The organism is Sphingobium cloacae, assembly GCF_002355855.1.
In the GTDB taxonomy this organism is placed as follows: Bacteria; Pseudomonadota; Alphaproteobacteria; order Sphingomonadales; family Sphingomonadaceae; genus Sphingobium; species Sphingobium cloacae.
Genome location: NZ_AP017655.1, coordinates 2,406,522 through 2,423,114, shown reverse-complemented (window position 1 = coordinate 2,423,114; position 16,593 = coordinate 2,406,522). Strand labels below are relative to the sequence as shown.

General features: G+C 67.1%; 18 protein-coding genes. 11 read left to right on the top strand and 7 right to left on the bottom strand.

From position 1 onward, the window contains the following. Positions 1-178 precede the first annotated feature (178 nt). Positions 179-1,129, bottom strand: a complete 951-nt coding sequence (locus SCLO_RS12100; protein WP_083949094.1) for a 2-hydroxyacid dehydrogenase — start codon at positions 1,127-1,129, stop codon at positions 179-181. Between the two features lie 92 nt (positions 1,130-1,221). On the opposite strand from SCLO_RS12100, the gene metX reads away from it, so the two are divergent. Beyond that, entirely contained in the window at positions 1,222-2,358 is a 1,137-nt protein-coding gene (gene metX / locus SCLO_RS12095; protein ID WP_066517835.1) for a homoserine O-acetyltransferase MetX, read from the top strand. Continuing rightward, positions 2,304-2,951 carry a methionine biosynthesis protein MetW gene (metW, locus tag SCLO_RS12090; protein ID WP_407695308.1) on the top strand — a complete coding sequence of 216 codons (648 nt, stop codon included), beginning with the start codon at positions 2,304-2,306 and terminating at the stop codon, positions 2,949-2,951. The genes metX and metW overlap by 55 nt, the downstream gene beginning before the upstream one ends. A gap of 3 nt (positions 2,952-2,954) precedes the next feature. On the opposite strand, the gene SCLO_RS12085 is transcribed toward metW, so the two are convergent. Both SCLO_RS12085 and SCLO_RS12080 read right to left on the bottom strand, forming a co-directional pair. Next, positions 2,955-4,520: a peptide chain release factor 3 gene (locus SCLO_RS12085; protein WP_066517839.1), complete on the bottom strand. Its 1,566-nt coding sequence runs from the start codon at positions 4,518-4,520 to the stop codon at positions 2,955-2,957. 45 nt (positions 4,521-4,565) lie between these two features. Next, complete coding sequence (locus SCLO_RS12080; RefSeq protein ID WP_066517840.1) at positions 4,566-5,447, bottom strand: aldose 1-epimerase family protein; 882 nt, start codon at positions 5,445-5,447, stop codon at positions 4,566-4,568. A 123-nt stretch (positions 5,448-5,570) separates the two neighbouring features. Here SCLO_RS12080 and SCLO_RS12075 point away from each other — a divergent pair, with 123 nt between their 5' ends. The 4 genes from SCLO_RS12075 to ribH all read left to right on the top strand — a co-directional run bounded on the left by SCLO_RS12075 (position 5,571) and on the right by ribH (position 8,771). Then, entirely contained in the window at positions 5,571-6,107 is a 537-nt protein-coding gene (locus SCLO_RS12075) for a hypothetical protein (RefSeq protein WP_066517841.1), read from the top strand. Positions 6,108-6,353: 246 nt separating this feature from the next. Then, positions 6,354-6,968 carry a riboflavin synthase gene (locus SCLO_RS12070; protein ID WP_066517842.1) on the top strand — a complete coding sequence of 205 codons (615 nt, stop codon included), beginning with the start codon at positions 6,354-6,356 and terminating at the stop codon, positions 6,966-6,968. 76 nt (positions 6,969-7,044) lie between these two features. After that, positions 7,045-8,334, top strand: a complete 1,290-nt coding sequence (gene ribB, locus SCLO_RS12065) for a 3,4-dihydroxy-2-butanone-4-phosphate synthase (protein WP_066517843.1) — start codon at positions 7,045-7,047, stop codon at positions 8,332-8,334. 14 nt (positions 8,335-8,348) lie between these two features. Next, complete coding sequence (gene ribH, locus SCLO_RS12060) at positions 8,349-8,771, top strand: 6,7-dimethyl-8-ribityllumazine synthase (RefSeq protein ID WP_066517846.1); 423 nt, start codon at positions 8,349-8,351, stop codon at positions 8,769-8,771. Between the two features lie 138 nt (positions 8,772-8,909). On the opposite strand, the gene SCLO_RS12055 is transcribed toward ribH, so the two are convergent. Continuing rightward, positions 8,910-9,992: an alkene reductase gene (locus SCLO_RS12055; RefSeq protein WP_066517849.1), complete on the bottom strand. Its 1,083-nt coding sequence runs from the start codon at positions 9,990-9,992 to the stop codon at positions 8,910-8,912. A gap of 69 nt (positions 9,993-10,061) precedes the next feature. Between SCLO_RS12055 and SCLO_RS12050 the strand changes: the two genes are divergently transcribed. From SCLO_RS12050 to ssb, 5 genes are all read left to right on the top strand, one after another. Next, entirely contained in the window at positions 10,062-10,961 is a 900-nt protein-coding gene (locus SCLO_RS12050) for a DMT family transporter (protein WP_066517851.1), read from the top strand. A gap of 46 nt (positions 10,962-11,007) precedes the next feature. Further along, a complete protein-coding gene (locus SCLO_RS12045; protein ID WP_066517852.1) occupies positions 11,008-11,667 on the top strand; it encodes a COQ9 family protein in 660 nt (219 codons plus the stop codon). Positions 11,668-11,820: 153 nt separating this feature from the next. After that, positions 11,821-12,093: a FeoA family protein gene (locus SCLO_RS12040; RefSeq protein WP_066517853.1), complete on the top strand. Its 273-nt coding sequence runs from the start codon at positions 11,821-11,823 to the stop codon at positions 12,091-12,093. Further along, a complete protein-coding gene (feoB, locus tag SCLO_RS12035) occupies positions 12,090-13,952 on the top strand; it encodes a ferrous iron transporter B (protein ID WP_066517856.1) in 1,863 nt (620 codons plus the stop codon). The genes SCLO_RS12040 and feoB overlap by 4 nt, the downstream gene beginning before the upstream one ends. A gap of 63 nt (positions 13,953-14,015) precedes the next feature. Further along, entirely contained in the window at positions 14,016-14,591 is a 576-nt protein-coding gene (ssb, locus tag SCLO_RS12030) for a single-stranded DNA-binding protein (protein WP_066517858.1), read from the top strand. Between the two features lie 164 nt (positions 14,592-14,755). On the opposite strand, the gene SCLO_RS12025 is transcribed toward ssb, so the two are convergent. From SCLO_RS12025 to SCLO_RS12015, 3 genes are all read right to left on the bottom strand, one after another. Continuing rightward, entirely contained in the window at positions 14,756-15,655 is a 900-nt protein-coding gene (locus tag SCLO_RS12025) for a UTP--glucose-1-phosphate uridylyltransferase (protein ID WP_066517859.1), read from the bottom strand. 116 nt (positions 15,656-15,771) lie between these two features. Next, positions 15,772-16,233, bottom strand: coding sequence for a hypothetical protein (locus SCLO_RS12020; RefSeq protein WP_231923223.1), 462 nt, complete (start codon positions 16,231-16,233; stop codon positions 15,772-15,774). Positions 16,234-16,396: 163 nt separating this feature from the next. After that, a complete protein-coding gene (locus SCLO_RS12015) occupies positions 16,397-16,570 on the bottom strand; it encodes a DUF1674 domain-containing protein (RefSeq protein ID WP_083949095.1) in 174 nt (57 codons plus the stop codon). Positions 16,571-16,593: the final 23 nt, after the last annotated feature.

The window sequence follows — 16,593 nt, the reverse complement described above, 5'->3', positions numbered from 1 at the left end:
GCATCTGGCGGCGGGAAATGACGCGATGGATCGGCAGGCTTCGATGGGCCGGTTCCGGGCGGATTACGGATATTCGGGCCGTTAGGGCTGAGCTTGGCGAAGCTGTCCTGGGCGAAGTCGAAGGGCCCTCCACCCCAAGTCCGTCTCCACCCCGGACTCCCGCTACCCGATCGCGTCCTCACGCCACGGGCGTCACCAAATCCTCTCCCGCAAACCAGGCATCCAGATTGGCGAGCACCAGATCGGCCATCGCCTGCCGCGTTTCGACCGTCGCGCTCCCCTGATGGGGATTGAGCACCACATGGTCCATCGCGAACAGCGCTTGCGGCACATGCGGTTCATGGGCGAACACGTCCAGTCCCGCGCCCGCGATGCGCCGGTCCGCCAGCGCCGCGACCAGCGCATCCTCGTCGATCACGCTGCCCCGGCTGATATTGACGATCACGCCGCCCGGCCCCAGCGCCTCCAGCATATCCCCGTCCACCAGCTTCGCCGCTTCCGCCCCGCCGGAGGTCGCGACCATGATGACGTCGCTCTGCCGCGCGAAGTCGATCCGGTCGGCGACATAGCGATAGGGCGCATCCGCTTGCGGGTGGCGGTTGTGATAGAGGATCTCGCCCGCTACCGGCTCCAGCCGCGCGGCGATGGCGCGGCCGATGCGGCCGAGGCCCAATATGCCGATCTTCCGCCCGGTGATCCGCGTGGAAAGCGGCACGCCTTCGCCGCGCGCCCATGCGCCCGACCGCACCATCCGGTCATAGGCCGCGATGTTGCGCATCGTCGCGAACAGCAGCCCCACCGCCAGGTCCGCCACGTCGTCGGTCAGCACGTCGGGCGTGTTGCTGACGCGGATGCCCCTGGCGCGGGCATGGTCCACGTCCACCTTGTCATAGCCCACGGAAAACAGCCCGATCATCTCCAGCTTCGGCAGCGCGTCCATGATCGCCGCGCCCGCGCCCACCGCGCCGAAGCTCACCAGCGCGCGCGCTTCCTTCGCGGCGGGATCGAGCGACCCCGGATCGGCGTCGGCGGCGACCTCCAGCACATCGAAGCGGCTCTTGAGGCCCGCCATCAGATAGTCGGACAGCGGGCCATAGGCGATGAGGGGGATGCTCTGCATGTCGGTCATGCCGCTTCTCTTAGCGCGCCCCGGCGGCGGCATCCAGACCCGCCGCTTTGCATTTGACAGGGGCGGGCCGCCGTCCTAGCCCGGCCAGGACCATGGCCAGCATCCCCACGCATGAAGACAGCCGCTTCGGCCTTCGCCGTCAGGTGCGTCTTGATGGCCCCCTGCGGCTGGACAGCGGCGCGATGCTGGGTCCGGTCGACATCGCCTATGAAACCTATGGCGCGATGAACGCGGACCGTTCCAACGTCATCCTGATCTGCCATGCGCTGACGATGGATCAATATGTCGCGTCCGAACATCCGGTGACGGGCAAGCCCGGCTGGTGGTGGAGACTGGTAGGCGCGGGCAAGCCCATCGATCCCGCGCGTCATTTCATCGTCTGCGCCAACGTCATCGGCTCCTGCCTCGGCTCCAGCGGCCCTGCCAGCATCGACCCGGCGACGAACGAACCCTATGCCATGCGTTTCCCCGTCATCACCATAGCGGACATGGTGCGGGCGCAGGCGATGCTGCTCGATCATCTGGGCGTGGACCGGCTTGCGACTGTCATCGGTGGTTCGATGGGCGGCATGCAGGCGCTCACCTGGCCCACCATTTTCCCCGAACGCGTCGAAAGCTGCATCGTCATCGCCTCCACGGCGCGGCACAGCGCCCAGAATATCGCCTTCCACGAAGTCGGGCGGCAGGCGATCATGGCCGACCCCCACTGGCGCGGCGGCGATTATTACGCGGACGGCATCGTGCCTGGAGCGGGCCTTGCCGTCGCGCGCATGGCGGCGCACATCACCTATCTGTCCGAAGCGGGCCTCACCGAGAAATTCGGGCGGCGCCTGCAAGGGCGGGAGGCGAAGACCTTCGGCTTCGACGCCGATTTCCAGGTGGAAAGCTATCTGCGCCATCAGGGGTTGAGCTTCGTCGAGCGGTTCGACGCCAACAGCTATCTCTACATCACCCGCGCCATGGACTATTATGACATAGCCGAGGATCATGGCGGATCGCTGGCCCGCGCCTTCGCCGCCAGCAAGGCGCGCTTCTGCCTCGTCAGCTTCGATACGGACTGGCTCTATCCCACGGCGGAATCGCGGGTGATCGTCCATGCGCTCAACGCTTCGGGCGCGCAGGCGAGCTTCGTGGAGCTTTCCAGCCCCTTCGGCCATGACGCCTTCCTGCTCGAATGTCCCGAACTCAACCGGGTGGTCGACGGCTTCCTGCGCGGAGGCCGCGCTTGAGCGGGGCGGCGTTGCGCCCCGACCTCGCCCTCATCGCCCGCACCGTGGCGTCGGGCGCGCGGGTGCTGGACGTGGGCTGCGGCGACGGCGCGCTGATGGCGGCGCTGCGCGACGCGAAGCAGGTGGACGCGCGTGGTCTGGAGATCGACGGGGATAATGTCGCCGCCGCCGTGGGACGCGGGCTTTCGGTGGTGCAGGGCGACGCGGACAGCGACCTTGCCTATTATCCCGACCAGAGCTTCGACTATGCGATCCTCAGCCAGACGCTCCAGACGACCCGGCGGCCCGACCGCGTGGTGGAGGAGCTGCTGCGGATCGGCAGGCAGGCCTTCGTCTCCTTCCCCAATTTCGCGCATTGGCGCGGGCGGCTGTCGCTGATGTGGGGCGGGCGGATGCCGGTGACGCGCCTGCTGCCCGACACCTGGTATGACACGCTCAACATCCACCATGTCACCGTCGATGATTTCCGCGCGCTGGTGAAGGAACGCGGCTGGACCATCGACGGGCAATGGTTCCTGAAAGGGGATCGCGAGACCACCCACGCGAACGCCAACCTGTTCGCCGAACATGCGGTGTTCCTGCTGCGGCGCTAGGCCCTACCGCTCCCGCGTCGCGCTGAACTTCACGTCGGGGTGGCGTTCCTGCTGATAGCCCACGTCCCAGGCGCTTTTTGCCATGAAGACGAGGTTGCCGTCGCGGTCCCGCGCCATGTTCGCGCCGTTATAGGCCACCAGTTCCTTGACCGCCGCCTCGCTCCCGGAAATCCACCGCGCCGTGTCGAAGGGGGAGGGTTCCAGCACGGCGGCGACCTTATATTCCGCCTCCAGCCGCGAAATCAGCACGTCGAGCTGCAACTGCCCTACAACGCCCACGCTCCATGCGCTGCCGATCTCCGGATAGAAGACCTGGATCACGCCTTCCTCCGAAAGATCGTCCAGCGCCTTGCGAAGCTGCTTCGTCTTGGTCGGGTCCTTCAGCGCCACGCGCCGCAATATTTCCGGCGCGAAATTGGGCAGCCCCGTGAACCGCACCCCCGCTTTCTCGCTCAGCGTATCGCCCACCCGCAAGGTGCCATGGTTGGGAATCCCGATGATGTCGCCGGGAAAAGCCTCGTCCGCGATCTCGCGGTCCTGCGCGAAGAAGAGGATCGGCGAATGCACCGCGATCGGCTTGCCCGACCCGCTGGGCGTCAGCTTCATGCCCCGCCGGAACCTGCCGGAACACAGCCGCATGAAGGCGATGCGGTCGCGATGCTGCGGGTCCATATTGGCTTGCACCTTGAAGATGAAGCCGGTGACTTCGCTGTCCTCCGGCTCCACCGGCGCGGGCTCGGCCGGTTGCGCGCGCGGCGGCGGCGCGTGCCGGCTCAGGGCGTCGATCAATTCGTTCACCCCGAACAGCTTCAGCGCCGACCCGAAATAGACCGGCGTCAGGTCGCCATGCCGATAGGCCGCCAGATCGAAATCGGCATAGCCGCCCACCGCCAGCTCCGCCTCCTCGCGCAGCGTCTCCAGCCCCTGCGCCGACAGATGGTCCGCCAGCGCATCGTCACGCAGCCCCTGCACATGGACTTCCTTGCCCTCGAACTCCTTGCTGGGTCCGCTCGGCTGGCGCAGGCGGTTCTTCGAAAAGTCGTATATGCCCTCGAACGTCCCGCCCATGCCGACCGGCCAGCTCATCGGGCACACGTCCAGCGCCAGCGCGTCCGCCACCTCGTCCAGCAGGGCGAAGGGGTCGCGGCCTTCCCGATCCACCTTGTTGACGAAGGTGATGATCGGCACGTTGCGCAGCCGGCACACCTCGAACAGCTTGCGCGTCTGCGGCTCGATGCCCTTGGCGGCGTCGATCACCATCACCGCCGAATCCACCGCCGTCAGCGTGCGATAGGTATCCTCCGAGAAATCCTCGTGCCCCGGCGTGTCGAGCAGGTTGAAGGTCACGCCGTCGCGCTCGAACGTCATGACGGAGGAGGTGACGGAAATGCCGCGCTGCTGCTCGATCTTCATCCAGTCGGACCGGGCGCGCCGGTTCGCGCCGCGCGCCTTGACCTCGCCCGCCAGATGGATCGCGCCGCCTTCCAGCAGCAGCTTTTCGGTGAGCGTGGTCTTGCCCGCGTCGGGGTGGGAAATGATCGCGAAGGTGCGGCGGGAAGGTGTCGTCATGGCCAGCCCCTATAGCGATTATTGCCGCCCGCGCCAGCCGCCGCCTTACTCCACCAGCGCCACGTCCATGCGGAACCCGCGCGCCGCGCCGGGAGCCAGCCGCATGATCCCCTGCTTCTCCCACACATCGCCGGTGAAGCCGACCAGATCGGCCATCCCCGCCCAAGGCTCGACGCAGAGATAATGCGCCCCCGGCTTCTGCCAGAGGCCGAGCCACGGCGTATCGGGAAAGCCGATCTTCAACCGCCTGTGCCCCGGCACGCCCCAGGTCAGGCTGCGGCTTTCCAGCCGGTCCCAGATCAATGCGTCGCCCTCGAACATCGCATAAGTCGGCGCGAGCGTGTCGCCGTCCACCGGCGACGCCGCGCTCTCCCGCGCGATCAGCCCCGGCTCGTCCCCCACCTTGCGGATCGGCGCGGGTTCCCCCTTCTCGAAGACGATGCGATGTTCCTCCACCGCCCCGCCATGGGGCAGCGGCCAGGCGAAGGCGGGATGATAGCCGAAGGAAAAGGGCATGTCCGCCTCTCCCCGGTTCGTCACCGTCGCGGTCATGCGCAGCGTCTCGCCCTCCACCGCGAACGCCATGTCCAGCCGGAAATCGAACGGATAGACCGCCCGCGTCTTCCCATCCGCCTCCAGCCGGAAGATGGCGCTGTCCTCCGCCCGCTCGACCAGCGCGAACTCTCTGCGCCGCGCGAAGCCATGCTGCGGCATCGGGTATTCCCGCCCTTCCCACCGATAGGCATCGCCCCGCGACCGCCCGACAAAGGGAAAGAGCAGCGGCGCATGGCCGGTCCACCAGCGCGGATCGGCATCCGTCATCCACTCCCGCCCGTCCGCGTCCGTCAGCGACCATAATTCCGCGCCCAGCGGATGAATGGCGGCGCGCAGTCCGCCCGAACCGATGCCGATCAACTGTTCCTTCATCCTGTCCTCCCATGCTGCCCGCGTTCATAAGGCTTGCGCTCGCCCCTGTCTGCCCGCGCTATTCGTTTCGATAGGGAACCGGTTCCGCTCTTTCTGGTTGTGAAAGGCAGGGAGAATAAGCAGATGAAGATGATTGCCGCGACCGCGCTGTTCCTGATCCTTTCGGCCCCCGCCCTCGCGCAGGAGCAGGAGAAGAAGGACGAGACACTGGACAAGGCGGGCCGCATCGCCACCCAGCCCGTCCGCGATGTGGGCCTCGACAAGGACAAGATTCCCGAAGTGCTGCAACGGGCGGTGGAAAACCCCTATGCGCCCCCGCCCTCGCGCACCTGCAAGGCGCTGAACGCCGACATGACCGAACTGAACGGCGTATTGGGGGCGGATTTCATCGCGAACCGGCAGGAAAATGAGAATCGCGCGGGCAAGATCGCCGAGGCGGTCGGCAAGACGATCGTCAACGCGCTGATCCCCTTTCGCGGCCTGGTGCGCGAGGTCAGCGGCGCGGCCCCCGCCGAGCGGCGTCTGCAAGCGGCGGTCGCGGCCGGCATAGCGCGGCGCGGCTATCTGCGCGGGCTGGCGGTCGGCAAGGGCTGCAAGATCACCGCCACCGTCCCCCCGCCGCCGCCCAAGGAGCCCAAGGAGGAAAAGGACGCGAAATAAGGGCGTCGCGATGGGCACAGGGAAGCATGCGGTCTGTGCCGACGACGGCTTTGGATGATGAGCGGACGGCCTGCTTTCGTGCCTTCGTTCGTTCAGCACTGGCTTCGACAAGCTCAGCCCGAACGGAGGAAGGATGTCCGCAACTGCCCGAAAGTAGACCATGTACGCAGGTGGTTCCGCTTTGGCGCATGATGTTCTAAGCCGCATCCGGCATCTTCGGCTTTCGACGTTCAGGACCAGCATTCCATGTTCACCGGCATCATCACCGACATCGGCACCATCCGCTCCAGCGAGCAGCGCGGCGACCTGCGGCTTGTGATCGGGTGCGGTTACGACATGGAGGGCGTGGCCATCGGGGCGTCGATCGCCTGTTCGGGGGCCTGTCTGACGGTGGTGGAGAAGGGGACGGACTGGTTCGCCGTCGACCTGTCCGCCGAAACGGTGGCGCACACCGCGCCGGGGCTGTGGCGGCAGGGCGGCAAGCTCAATCTGGAACGGGCGCTCAAGGTCGGGGACGAGCTGGGCGGGCATATCGTGACAGGCCATGTGGATGGCGTGGGGACATTGGCGTCGGCGACGGCGGAGGGCGATTCCACCCGCCTCGTCATCCGCGCGCCCGCCGATCTTGCGCCCGCGCTCGCAGCCAAGGGGTCGATCACCGTGGACGGCATCTCGCTGACCGTGAACGGCGTGGAGGACCAGCCGGACGGATCGGTGCATTTCGGGTTGAACATCATCCCGCACACGGCAGCGGCGACGACGCTGGAAGAGCTGCCCGAAGGGCGCGCCTTCAATCTGGAGATCGACGTGCTGGCCCGCTATCTCGACCGGATGCAGAGCCTGCGCCAGCGCACAATGTGATTTCCTCTTGCAATGAATCACATTGTAGTGTGAATGTGATGCCATGTCCGTTTCGGGACAAGGAGTCGCCTCACAAATGTCCGTCGCCCTTATCGATTCGCTTCGTTCGCTCGTCACCGAAGGGGGCATGTCCCGTTCGGGGCTCGCCCGCGCCGCCGGCCTGCACGCCAACAGCCTGCGCCGCCTGGGCGAAACCGACTGGAACCCCACCGCGGAAACGCTGGGCAAGCTGGAATCCTACCTGCTGCGGCGGGAGGGCGGCACGGCGCTCGCCAGCCCCGAAGAGATCATCAACGAAGCGCGCAACGGCCGCATGTTCATCCTGGTCGACGACGAGGACCGCGAGAATGAGGGCGACCTGGTCATCCCCGCGCAGATGGCGACGCCCGACGCGATCAACTTCATGGCGACCCACGGGCGCGGCCTCATCTGCCTAGCGCTGACCAAGAGCCGGGTGGACGAACTGGGCCTCGACCTCATGAGCCGCAACAACGGGACGCGGCACGAAACCGCCTTCACCGTGTCGATCGAGGCGCGCGAGGGCGTCACTACCGGCATCAGCGCCGCCGACCGCGCCCGCACCGTCTCCGTCGCGATCGACGGGTCGAAGGGGCGCGAGGACATCGTGTCGCCGGGGCATGTCTTCCCGCTGGTCGCCAAGGACGGCGGCGTGCTGGTGCGCACCGGCCATACCGAGGCGGCGGTCGACGTGGCGCGGCTGGCGGGCCTCAATCCTTCCGGCGTCATCTGCGAGGTGATGAAGGACGACGGCACCATGGCGCGGCTCGACGACCTCATCCCCTTCGCGCGGAAGCACGGGATGAAGATCGGCACCATCCGCGACCTGATCGCCTATCGCCGCCGTCACGACCATATGGTCGAACGGCGCGCGGAAACGACCTTCGCCAGCCAATGGGGCGGCGAATGGAAGGCGATCAGCTTCTATAACAAGGCGACCCAGACCGACCAGATGGTGTTGCAGAAGGGGCATGTCGATCCCGAGCAGCCGACGCTGGTGCGGATGCACCAGATGTCGATCCTGGACGATGTGTACGGCGCGACCGGGCCGCGCGGCAATCTGCTGACACGATCGATGGAGATCGTCGGCGAAGCGGGCGCGGGCATCATCGTCGTCCTGACGATGCAGGGCAACGCATCGGAATTCGTCACCCGCTTCCTGGAGCGCCACGCGGGCAAGGCGCGTCCCGACATGGACGACGAACTGCGCGATTACGGCGTGGGCGCGCAAATCCTGGCGGAGCTGGGCGTGCACGACATGATCCTGCTCACCAACAGCAACCACAGTCTCGTCGCGCTGGACGGCTATGACCTGGCGGTCGTCGGCCAGCGGCCCATCGACCTCTGACAAGGAAATCGCGAATGGCCAAGTTCCTGATCGTCGAAGCGCGTTTCTACGACCATCTCAACGACCTGCTGATCGAAGGCGCGGGCGCCGCGCTGGAGGAAGCGGGGCATAAATATGACGTGGTCACCGTGCCGGGCGCGCTGGAGATCCCCGGCGCGATCGCGCTGGCGGCGGAAAGCGGGCGCTATGACGGCTTCGTCGCGATCGGCGTGGTGATCCGCGGCGAAACCTATCATTTCGAGGTGGTGTCGAACGAAAGCGCGCGCGGCCTGATGGCGCTCGGCATGGACGGCATCGCCATCGGCAACGGCATCCTGACGGTCGAGAACGAGGCGCAGGCCCTGACCCGCGCCCGCCGCACCGAAAAGGACAAGGGCGGCGAGGCGGCAAAGGCCGCCATCGCCATGCTCCGGCTGCGCGAGCAGTTCGGAGGCTGACCGAATCCGGATTCTCACGCCCGCGACAATATGGAGGCGAGCCGAGGGGCGTGCCCTCGGCCCGGATCGGAGGGCGGAACCGCGCTCCCGCCCGCGCGAGAGCATGGCGCGCTCCTGTCCCTCCGATCAGGACAGGCCCTAAGCGGCCTCTTCCAGCGCGGGGTAGTCGACATAGCCTTCCGCGCCGCCGCTGTAGAAGGTCGCCACGTCCCAGTCGTTGAGCGGGGCATCCCGGCGCAGGCGCAGCGGCAGGTCGGGATTGGCGATGAAGGGACGGCCGAAGCTGATCGCGTCGGCCAGCCCGCTGTCGAGATCGGCCTGCGCCCGCGTGGCGTCATAATCGCTGTTGAGCACCAGCGGACCGGAGAAATGCCGGCGGATGAGCGGCGACTGGCACGGCACGTCGCTGCGGCCAAAAGTGCCGCCCGCGCCGAGTTCGCGCAGTTCGAGGAAGGCGATGCCGATCCGGTCGAGCGCCTGCGCCGCGACGGAGAACAGGCTGGACGGATCGCTGTCGTCCGTGCCCTGCGTCGCGCCATTGGGGGAGAGGCGGACGGCGGTGCGGTCCGCGCCGATCGCGCCCGCGACGCTTTCCGTCACCTCGCGCAGCAGGCGGACGCGATTCTCCGCGCTGCCGCCATAATCGTCGTCCCGCCGGTTGACGCCGTCGCGGAGGAACTGGTCGATCAGATAGCCGTTGGCAGCATGGATCTGCACCCCGTCGAAACCGGCCGCGATGGCGTTGCGGGCAGCGGCCGCATAGCTGTCCAGCAGGGCGGGGATTTCATCGATCCGCAACGCGCGCGGCGTTTCATAGGGCTGCTTGCCTTCATAGGTGTGGGCCTCGCCGGGCGCGGCGGCGGGACTGGAGGAGACGGGCTGCGCGCCCGCCATGCTGGAATGGACGAGACGACCCATATGCCAGAGCTGGGCGACGATCCGCCCGCCCGCCTCATGGACGGCCTGCGTCACGGGCTTCCATGCCTCGACCTGCGCGGCGGTCCAGAGGCCCGGCGCATGGGGCCAGCCCAGCCCCTGCCGCGAAATGCCCGTCGCCTCGCTGATGATCAGCCCCGCTCCGGCCCGCTGGGCGTAATAGTCCGCCATGATCGGCGTGGGCACATGATCGCGCGTGGCCCGCGCGCGGGTGAGCGGCGCCATCAGGATGCGGTTGGACGCGGCGATGGCGCCCAGCTGGATCGGGTCGAACAGGGTCGGCATAGATATTCCCTTCATGAAAGTTTCAATTCGAAACGAGACATGTCGCCCGGAGCCAGCTAGGGAGCCGCCATGGCGAGTTCAATCCCCATCCCGCAAAAGCCTGTACCCGTCATCGCCTTTCCCGCGCTCGTCCTGGCGAATATTTTCCTGGCGGTCGGTCCGGTTCTGGTCCGGCTGAGCGATGTGGGGCCGATCGCGGCGGCCTTCTGGCGGCTGGCGCTGGCCATTCCCTTCCTGTTCCTGCTGGCGCTGCCGAAATTGCGGGCGGCGGCGCTGGACCGGCGGCAATGGGGCCTGATGATCGTGGCGGGCCTGTTCTTCGCCGCCGATCTGGCGACATGGCATGCGGGCATCCACCATACCAAGGTCGCCAATTCCACCATCTTCGGCAATGTGAGCGCGCTCGCCCTGCCGCTATGGGGATTGCTGGTCCTGCGCCTGCCGATGCACCGGCCGCAGCTTCTGGCGCTGCTGCTGGCGCTGGCAGGCGGCGGGATATTGATGGGGGGAAGCTATGAACTGTCGCCCCGCTATCTGCGCGGCGACCTGCTCTGCCTGCTCGCGGGGCTGCTCTATACCGGCTATCTGGTGAGCGTGCAGGACGTGCGCCAGCGGCTCGACAACTGGTCGGTGCTGGCCGTCTCCAGCCTGTCCGGCGCGGTGCCGCTGCTGCTGGTCTCGCTCGGCATGGGGGAGAAGGTCATGCCGACCGACTGGACGCCGCTGGTCGCGCTCGCGCTGTCGAGCCAGTTGATCGGCCAAGGGATGCTGACCTACGCCATCGGCTGGTTCTCTCCGCTCGTGCTGGGGCTGAGCCTGATGATCCAGCCCGCCGTGTCGGCGCTGCTGGGATGGATGCTGTTCGACGAAGGCATGCGGGCGATCGACCTTTTCGGGATGGTGGCGATCGCGGTCGCGCTGATCCTGGTGCGGCTCCCCTGGGGAGCGAGGGCCGGAGCGGCGGAATAGCGAAAAACGCGTTTCCCCCCGCCGGGCCATGCTCTAGAAGGAAAGGATGACCATGGAAGAGCCGACCCTGGACGAAATGCGCGACGCGCTGGCCCCCCTGCTGGCGCGCCATGCCGCTTTCGACGGCTGGAAACCGGAAGCCATTGCCATGGCCGCGGCCGGGAAAGGCATCGACGCGGACATCGCGGCGCTGGCCTTTCCCGGCGGGGCGATGGACATGATCGACGCATGGTTCGCCAGCATCGACGCGCGGATGACGGATGCGCTGCCCGCGCCAACGCTGGCCAGCCTGTCGATCCGCGCGCGAATCACCGCTCTGGTCGAAGCGCGCCTGACCCTGCTCGCGCCCGACCGGGAGGCGTTGCGCCGGGCGGTCGCGGTCATGGCCATGCCGCGTAACGCCGCCCGCGCGGCGAAGCTGGGCTGGCGCGCCGCCGATGCGATGTGGCGCGCGGCCGGCGACGAGGCGACGGATTTCAGCCATTACAGCAAGCGCACGACGCTGGCGGGCGTCTATGCGGCGACCCTCCTGGTGTTCCTGGACGATGAGAGTGACGATCATGCGGAAAGCCGCGCCTTCCTGGCCCGGCGGATCGAGGATGTGATGCGTTTCGAGCGGACCAAGGCGCGGTTCAGGGGCGCGGGCGGCGGCGAGCGGCTCAGCCTCTCGCGGTTCATCGGGCGGTTGCGCTATCCCGCGATCTGAAAGCGAACGGCGACGGGCAAAGCAGATCGTTCGCCTTCCACCCAAAACCGCCATTACCATCCCCGCCCAACCTGAAGCCCGCCGATTCGGGCTGGCCTTGCCGGACGGTAATTGATAGTGACTCGCAAAATGCCGTTGAACGAGTGCCCTTCCTTGCGCCTGACCGAATTGCCGCTGCGACAGCCTGCCTATGTGGACGCCATCGACTGGAACGCTCTGTCGGAGACGGAGGGGCAGCGCCTGCGCGAGTTCGGCCTGTGCGAAGGAGCAAGCGTCGAGGCGTTGAACCATGGCGGGATTTTCGGCCACGGTCCCCTTGCCTGCAAGGTCGGGCGCATGACCATCGCCATGCGCCGCAGCCATGCCGCGGCGATCACCGTGCGCACGGGGCCTGAGAGAATCGCGGCTGAGGGAGAAGCGGTATGAGCACGTTGCCGCTGGTCGCGCTGGTCGGCAATCCCAATGCCGGGAAAAGCGCGCTGTTCAATGCGCTGACCGGCGCGCGGCAGAAGCTGGGCAATTATCCGGGCGTCACCGTGGAGCGCAAGGCGGGGCGGCTGTCGCTGTCCGACGGGCGGCCGGTGGAGCTGGTCGACCTGCCCGGCACCTACAGCCTGTCGCCCGCCAGCCCCGACGAGCAGGTGACGCGCGACGTGGTGCTGGGCAAGCAGGATGGCGAGAAGCGGCCCGACGCGCTGGTGATCGTCGTGGATGCGTCCAATCTCGACAATCATCTGCGTTTCGCGCTGGAACTGATCGCGCTGGGGCTGCCGACGATCGTGGCGCTCAACATGGTCGATCTGGCGACGCGGGACGGGCTGGAACTGGACGCGGCGGTGCTGTCGCGGGAACTGGGCGTGCCGGTCATCCCGACCGTCGCGGTGCGCAAGCGGGGCCTCGACCATCTGCGCCAGGATCTGGAAAGACTGATCGACGGGGAGGCGGCGACACCGCGCCCCGTCTCCGCCGAGCGGGATTTCGACACGCTGCGGGCCGAGGCGCGGCGGATCGCGCGGGCGGCCATCGTCAGGGAAACGGCGTCGCGGCGGTGGACGGCGGCGGTGGACCGGGTGGCGCTGCATCCGGTGTTCGGCCTGCTGCTGCTGCTGGGGCTGCTGTTCGTGATGTTCCAGGCGGTCTACGCCTGGTCCGAAGCGCCCATCGCGATGATCGAGGGGCTGGCGGAAACGGCGAGCAGGGCCGTTAGCGACGCCCTGCCGGACAGCATATTCCGGTCCTTCCTGGTCGACGGGGTCATCAACGGCGTCGGGTCGGTGGTGGTGTTCCTGCCGCAGATCCTGATCCTGTTCTTCTTCATCCTGATGCTGGAGGCGACCGGCTATATGGTCCGCGCCGCCTTCCTGATGGACGGGCTGATGGAGAAGGTGGGGCTGTCGGGGCGGGCCTTCATCCCGCTCCTTTCCTCCTTCGCCTGCGCGGTGCCGGGGATCATGGCGACGCGCACCATATCCGATCCCAGGGACCGGCTGACGACCATCCTCATCGCGCCGCTGATGACCTGTTCGGCGCGGCTGCCGGTCTATGCGGTCATCATCGGCGCCTTCATCCCGGCGCGTGACGTGGGATGGGGCATCGGCCTGCAAGGGCTGGTGCTGTTCATCCTCTATCTGGCGGGGATCGTGGGGGCGATGCTGGTGGCGCTGGCGCTGCGGATGACCGTCACCAAGGGGAAGAGCGGCGGATTCCTGATGGAAATGCCCAAATATCAATGGCCGCGATGGCAGGACATCGTGCTGGGCCTGTGGCAGCGGGCGTTCATTTTCCTCAAGCGCGCGGGGACGATCATCTTCGCGTCCACGGTCATCCTGTGGGTGCTGCTGAGCTTTCCGCGGGTGCCGGACGACAATCCCGCCAGCCAGGTCGACCACAGCATCGCCGGACGGATCGCGGGCGGGCTCAACGTCGTGCTGGAGCCGGTGGGCTTCAACCGCGACATATCGCTGGCGCTGATCCCGGCCATGGCGGCGCGGGAAGTGGCGGTGTCGGCGCTGGCGACGGTCTATTCCATCGACGCGGGCGACGATGAGGAGAAGCTGGAACGGAGCCTGGGCGAGCGGTTGAAGGACAACTGGCCCTTGCCGACGGCGCTGGCCTTTCTCGCCTGGTTCATCTTCGCGCCGCAATGCATCTCCACCATCGCGGTGACGCGGCGGGAAACCAACGGGTGGAAATGGCCCGCCTTCATGGTCGGCTATCTGTTCGTGCTGGCCTATCTGGCGGCCGGCGCGACCTATTGGACGGCGACCGCCCTCGGCCTGGGCTAGATCGCTTCTTTACCCGGACGCGCCGCGCTCTATAAGGGCGGCTTTGGACGCTTTGGAGGGATCATGGCGGGCTCGGTGAACAAGGTCATTCTGGTCGGCAATCTGGGCGCGGACCCGGAAGTCCGCAGCTTCCAGAGCGGCGGCAAGGTGTGCAACATCCGCATCGCCACGTCCGAAAACTGGAAGGACCGCATGACCGGCGAGCGCAAGGAGCGCACCGAATGGCATAATGTGGCGATCTTCGGCGAAGGGCTGGCCGGGGTGGCGGAACGCTATCTGCGCAAGGGCAGCAAGGTCTATGTCGAGGGGCAGCTTCGCACCCGCAAATGGCAGGATCAGTCGGGCAACGACCGCTACACCACCGAAGTGGTGCTGCAAGGGCCGGGCGCGGTGCTGACCATGCTGGACGGCGCGCCGGGCGGCGGTGGTCAGGGCGGCGGCGGGGGCCGTTCGTCGGGCGGCGGCGACTGGTCGGGCGGGTCGAGCGGCTTTGGCGGCGGCGATTATGACGATTTCGGCGGCGGCGGCGGCGGCAATTTCGGCGGCGGTCAGGGCGGCGGCCGCTCCCAGGGCAGCGGACGCGGCGGCGCGGGCGGGCCGAATTTCGACAATGACCTGGATGATGAAGTGCCGTTCTGAAGGTTATTCAGGAACGATTTTTGGGGCGGCGCGAGAGGTTGCGCCGCCTTTTTTGTTGGCGGTTTCAGGAGGACTGGATTTGGCCGGAAGGGGACCTTCTGTCTTCCCCTCCCCCTGAAGGGGAGGGGCTTAATGGCCACAATCCACTCAAACCAGCCGCCGGATCAGGCCGCTGCCGCGACCTTGCCCAGCCCCAGTTCGGCGGTGGCGAAGGCGCGGATGTGGTCGCGCAGGTCCTCGCGTTCCAGCGCCAGCGCCAGATTGGCTTCGATATAGCCCGCCTTCGACCCGCAATCGAAACGGCGGCCGTCGAAGGTCACGCCGTGGAAGGGCTGCCGCCCGATCAGCGACGCCATGGCGTCGGTCAGCTGGATTTCGCCGCCCGCGCCCTTTTCCTGGGTTTCCAGGATCTTCATCACGTCGGGCTGGAGGATGTAGCGGCCCGGCAGGATGAGGTTGGAGGGCGCGGTGCCCGGCGCGGGCTTTTCGACGAGGCCCTTCACTTGCGTCAGCGCGCCGTCGCGGGCGCCCGGGTCGATCACGCCATAGCTGGGGGTCTGCTCCATCGGCACTTCGAGCGCGCAGACGAGGTTGCCGCCGACCTTTCCATAGGCGTCGACCATCTGCTTCATGCAGCCCTGGCCGGGCGCGCCCTTCATGAATTCGTCGGGCAGGAGGATGGCGAACGGCTCGTCGCCCACGATGTCGCGGGCGCACCAGATGGCGTGGCCCAGGCCCAGCGGTTCCTGCTGGCGCAGGAACACGGCGTTGCCGGGGTCGAGCCGGGTGCCTTCCAGCGCGGAGAGGTCCTTGCCCCGTTCGCGCTGCGTGGCTTCGCATTCAAAGGCGATGTCGAAATAATCCTCGATCGCGCCCTTGCCGCGGCCGGTGACGAAGATCATCTGCTCGATCCCCGCTTCCCGCGCTTCGTCCACCGCATATTGGATCAGGGGACGGTCGACGACCGGCAGCAATTCCTTGGGCACCGCCTTGGTGGCGGGGAGGAAGCGCGTGCCCAGGCCCGCGACGGGAAAGACGGCTTTGCGAATAGGCTTGTTCGACATGACTCTCCAATCTCACTGGCGGCGCGCACGGCTTTGCATCGCCGCGCGGGGGGAAAAGGTCAAGCATCGCTCTCCTGAACTATCGGCCCTGAACCATGGCCTGTATCTGGGGCTTGTCAGACTTCCAGCAGCCGCTGTCCCATCTGTTCGAGCGCGACGATTTCCGCGTCGAGCTGTTCCAGCGTCACATGCACCTGCTGGTTGCGGGGATCGCGGCAGGTGAAGCCGCCGGCGGCGGGTTCCTGAAAGCCGCCGATGATGAGCGCGCGGAAACGGTCGACGCGCTGCATGTCGCGCTCGATCGCCGAGATTTCGTTGAGCGCGGTCGCGTTGCGGCGGTCGCGCATGGTGACCATGGTGCGCAGTTCGGTCATCAGCTTGGCCATGCTGGGCCGGTTGCGGGTGCCCACGGTGCGCACGTCGCCCATCGCCTGCCGCATCATGGCGATCTTGGTTTCAAGGCTCTGTTCCATCATGGTCCAGGCGCAGACCAGCCGCCCGACCCCGCACAGCAGCGCCGCGTCCTCCGGCGCATATTCCGAAACCGCCTTCACCTGAACATCCGCAACCAGATTCAACGCAAGACCCCGCAACCCTCGATCTACACCTCGATTTACAAGGGAAACCCTGCACGGAAGGGAGCGGGCATGGCTAGGGTGCGGGCGGGCGCTCCCCCGCGCCACGGGCACGGACCGGCGTCAGCCGTGCCGAATCGTCGGCGGGCCGTGCGGGGCGGCGCCGTCAGAAGTCGATGGCGATGCCCTTTTTCTCCCAATCGCCATAGCGGGTGGGGCTGAGTTCCTCGGTCTGTTCCGGGACTTTATCGATGGGGTCCGGTTGCGGCACGGGCGGGCTTTTGGAGAGATGCGCGGGCGGCTTCACATGCGCGGGGCGCTTGCCTTCATACTGTCCCATGGTGGGCCTTTCGATTGCGGGGG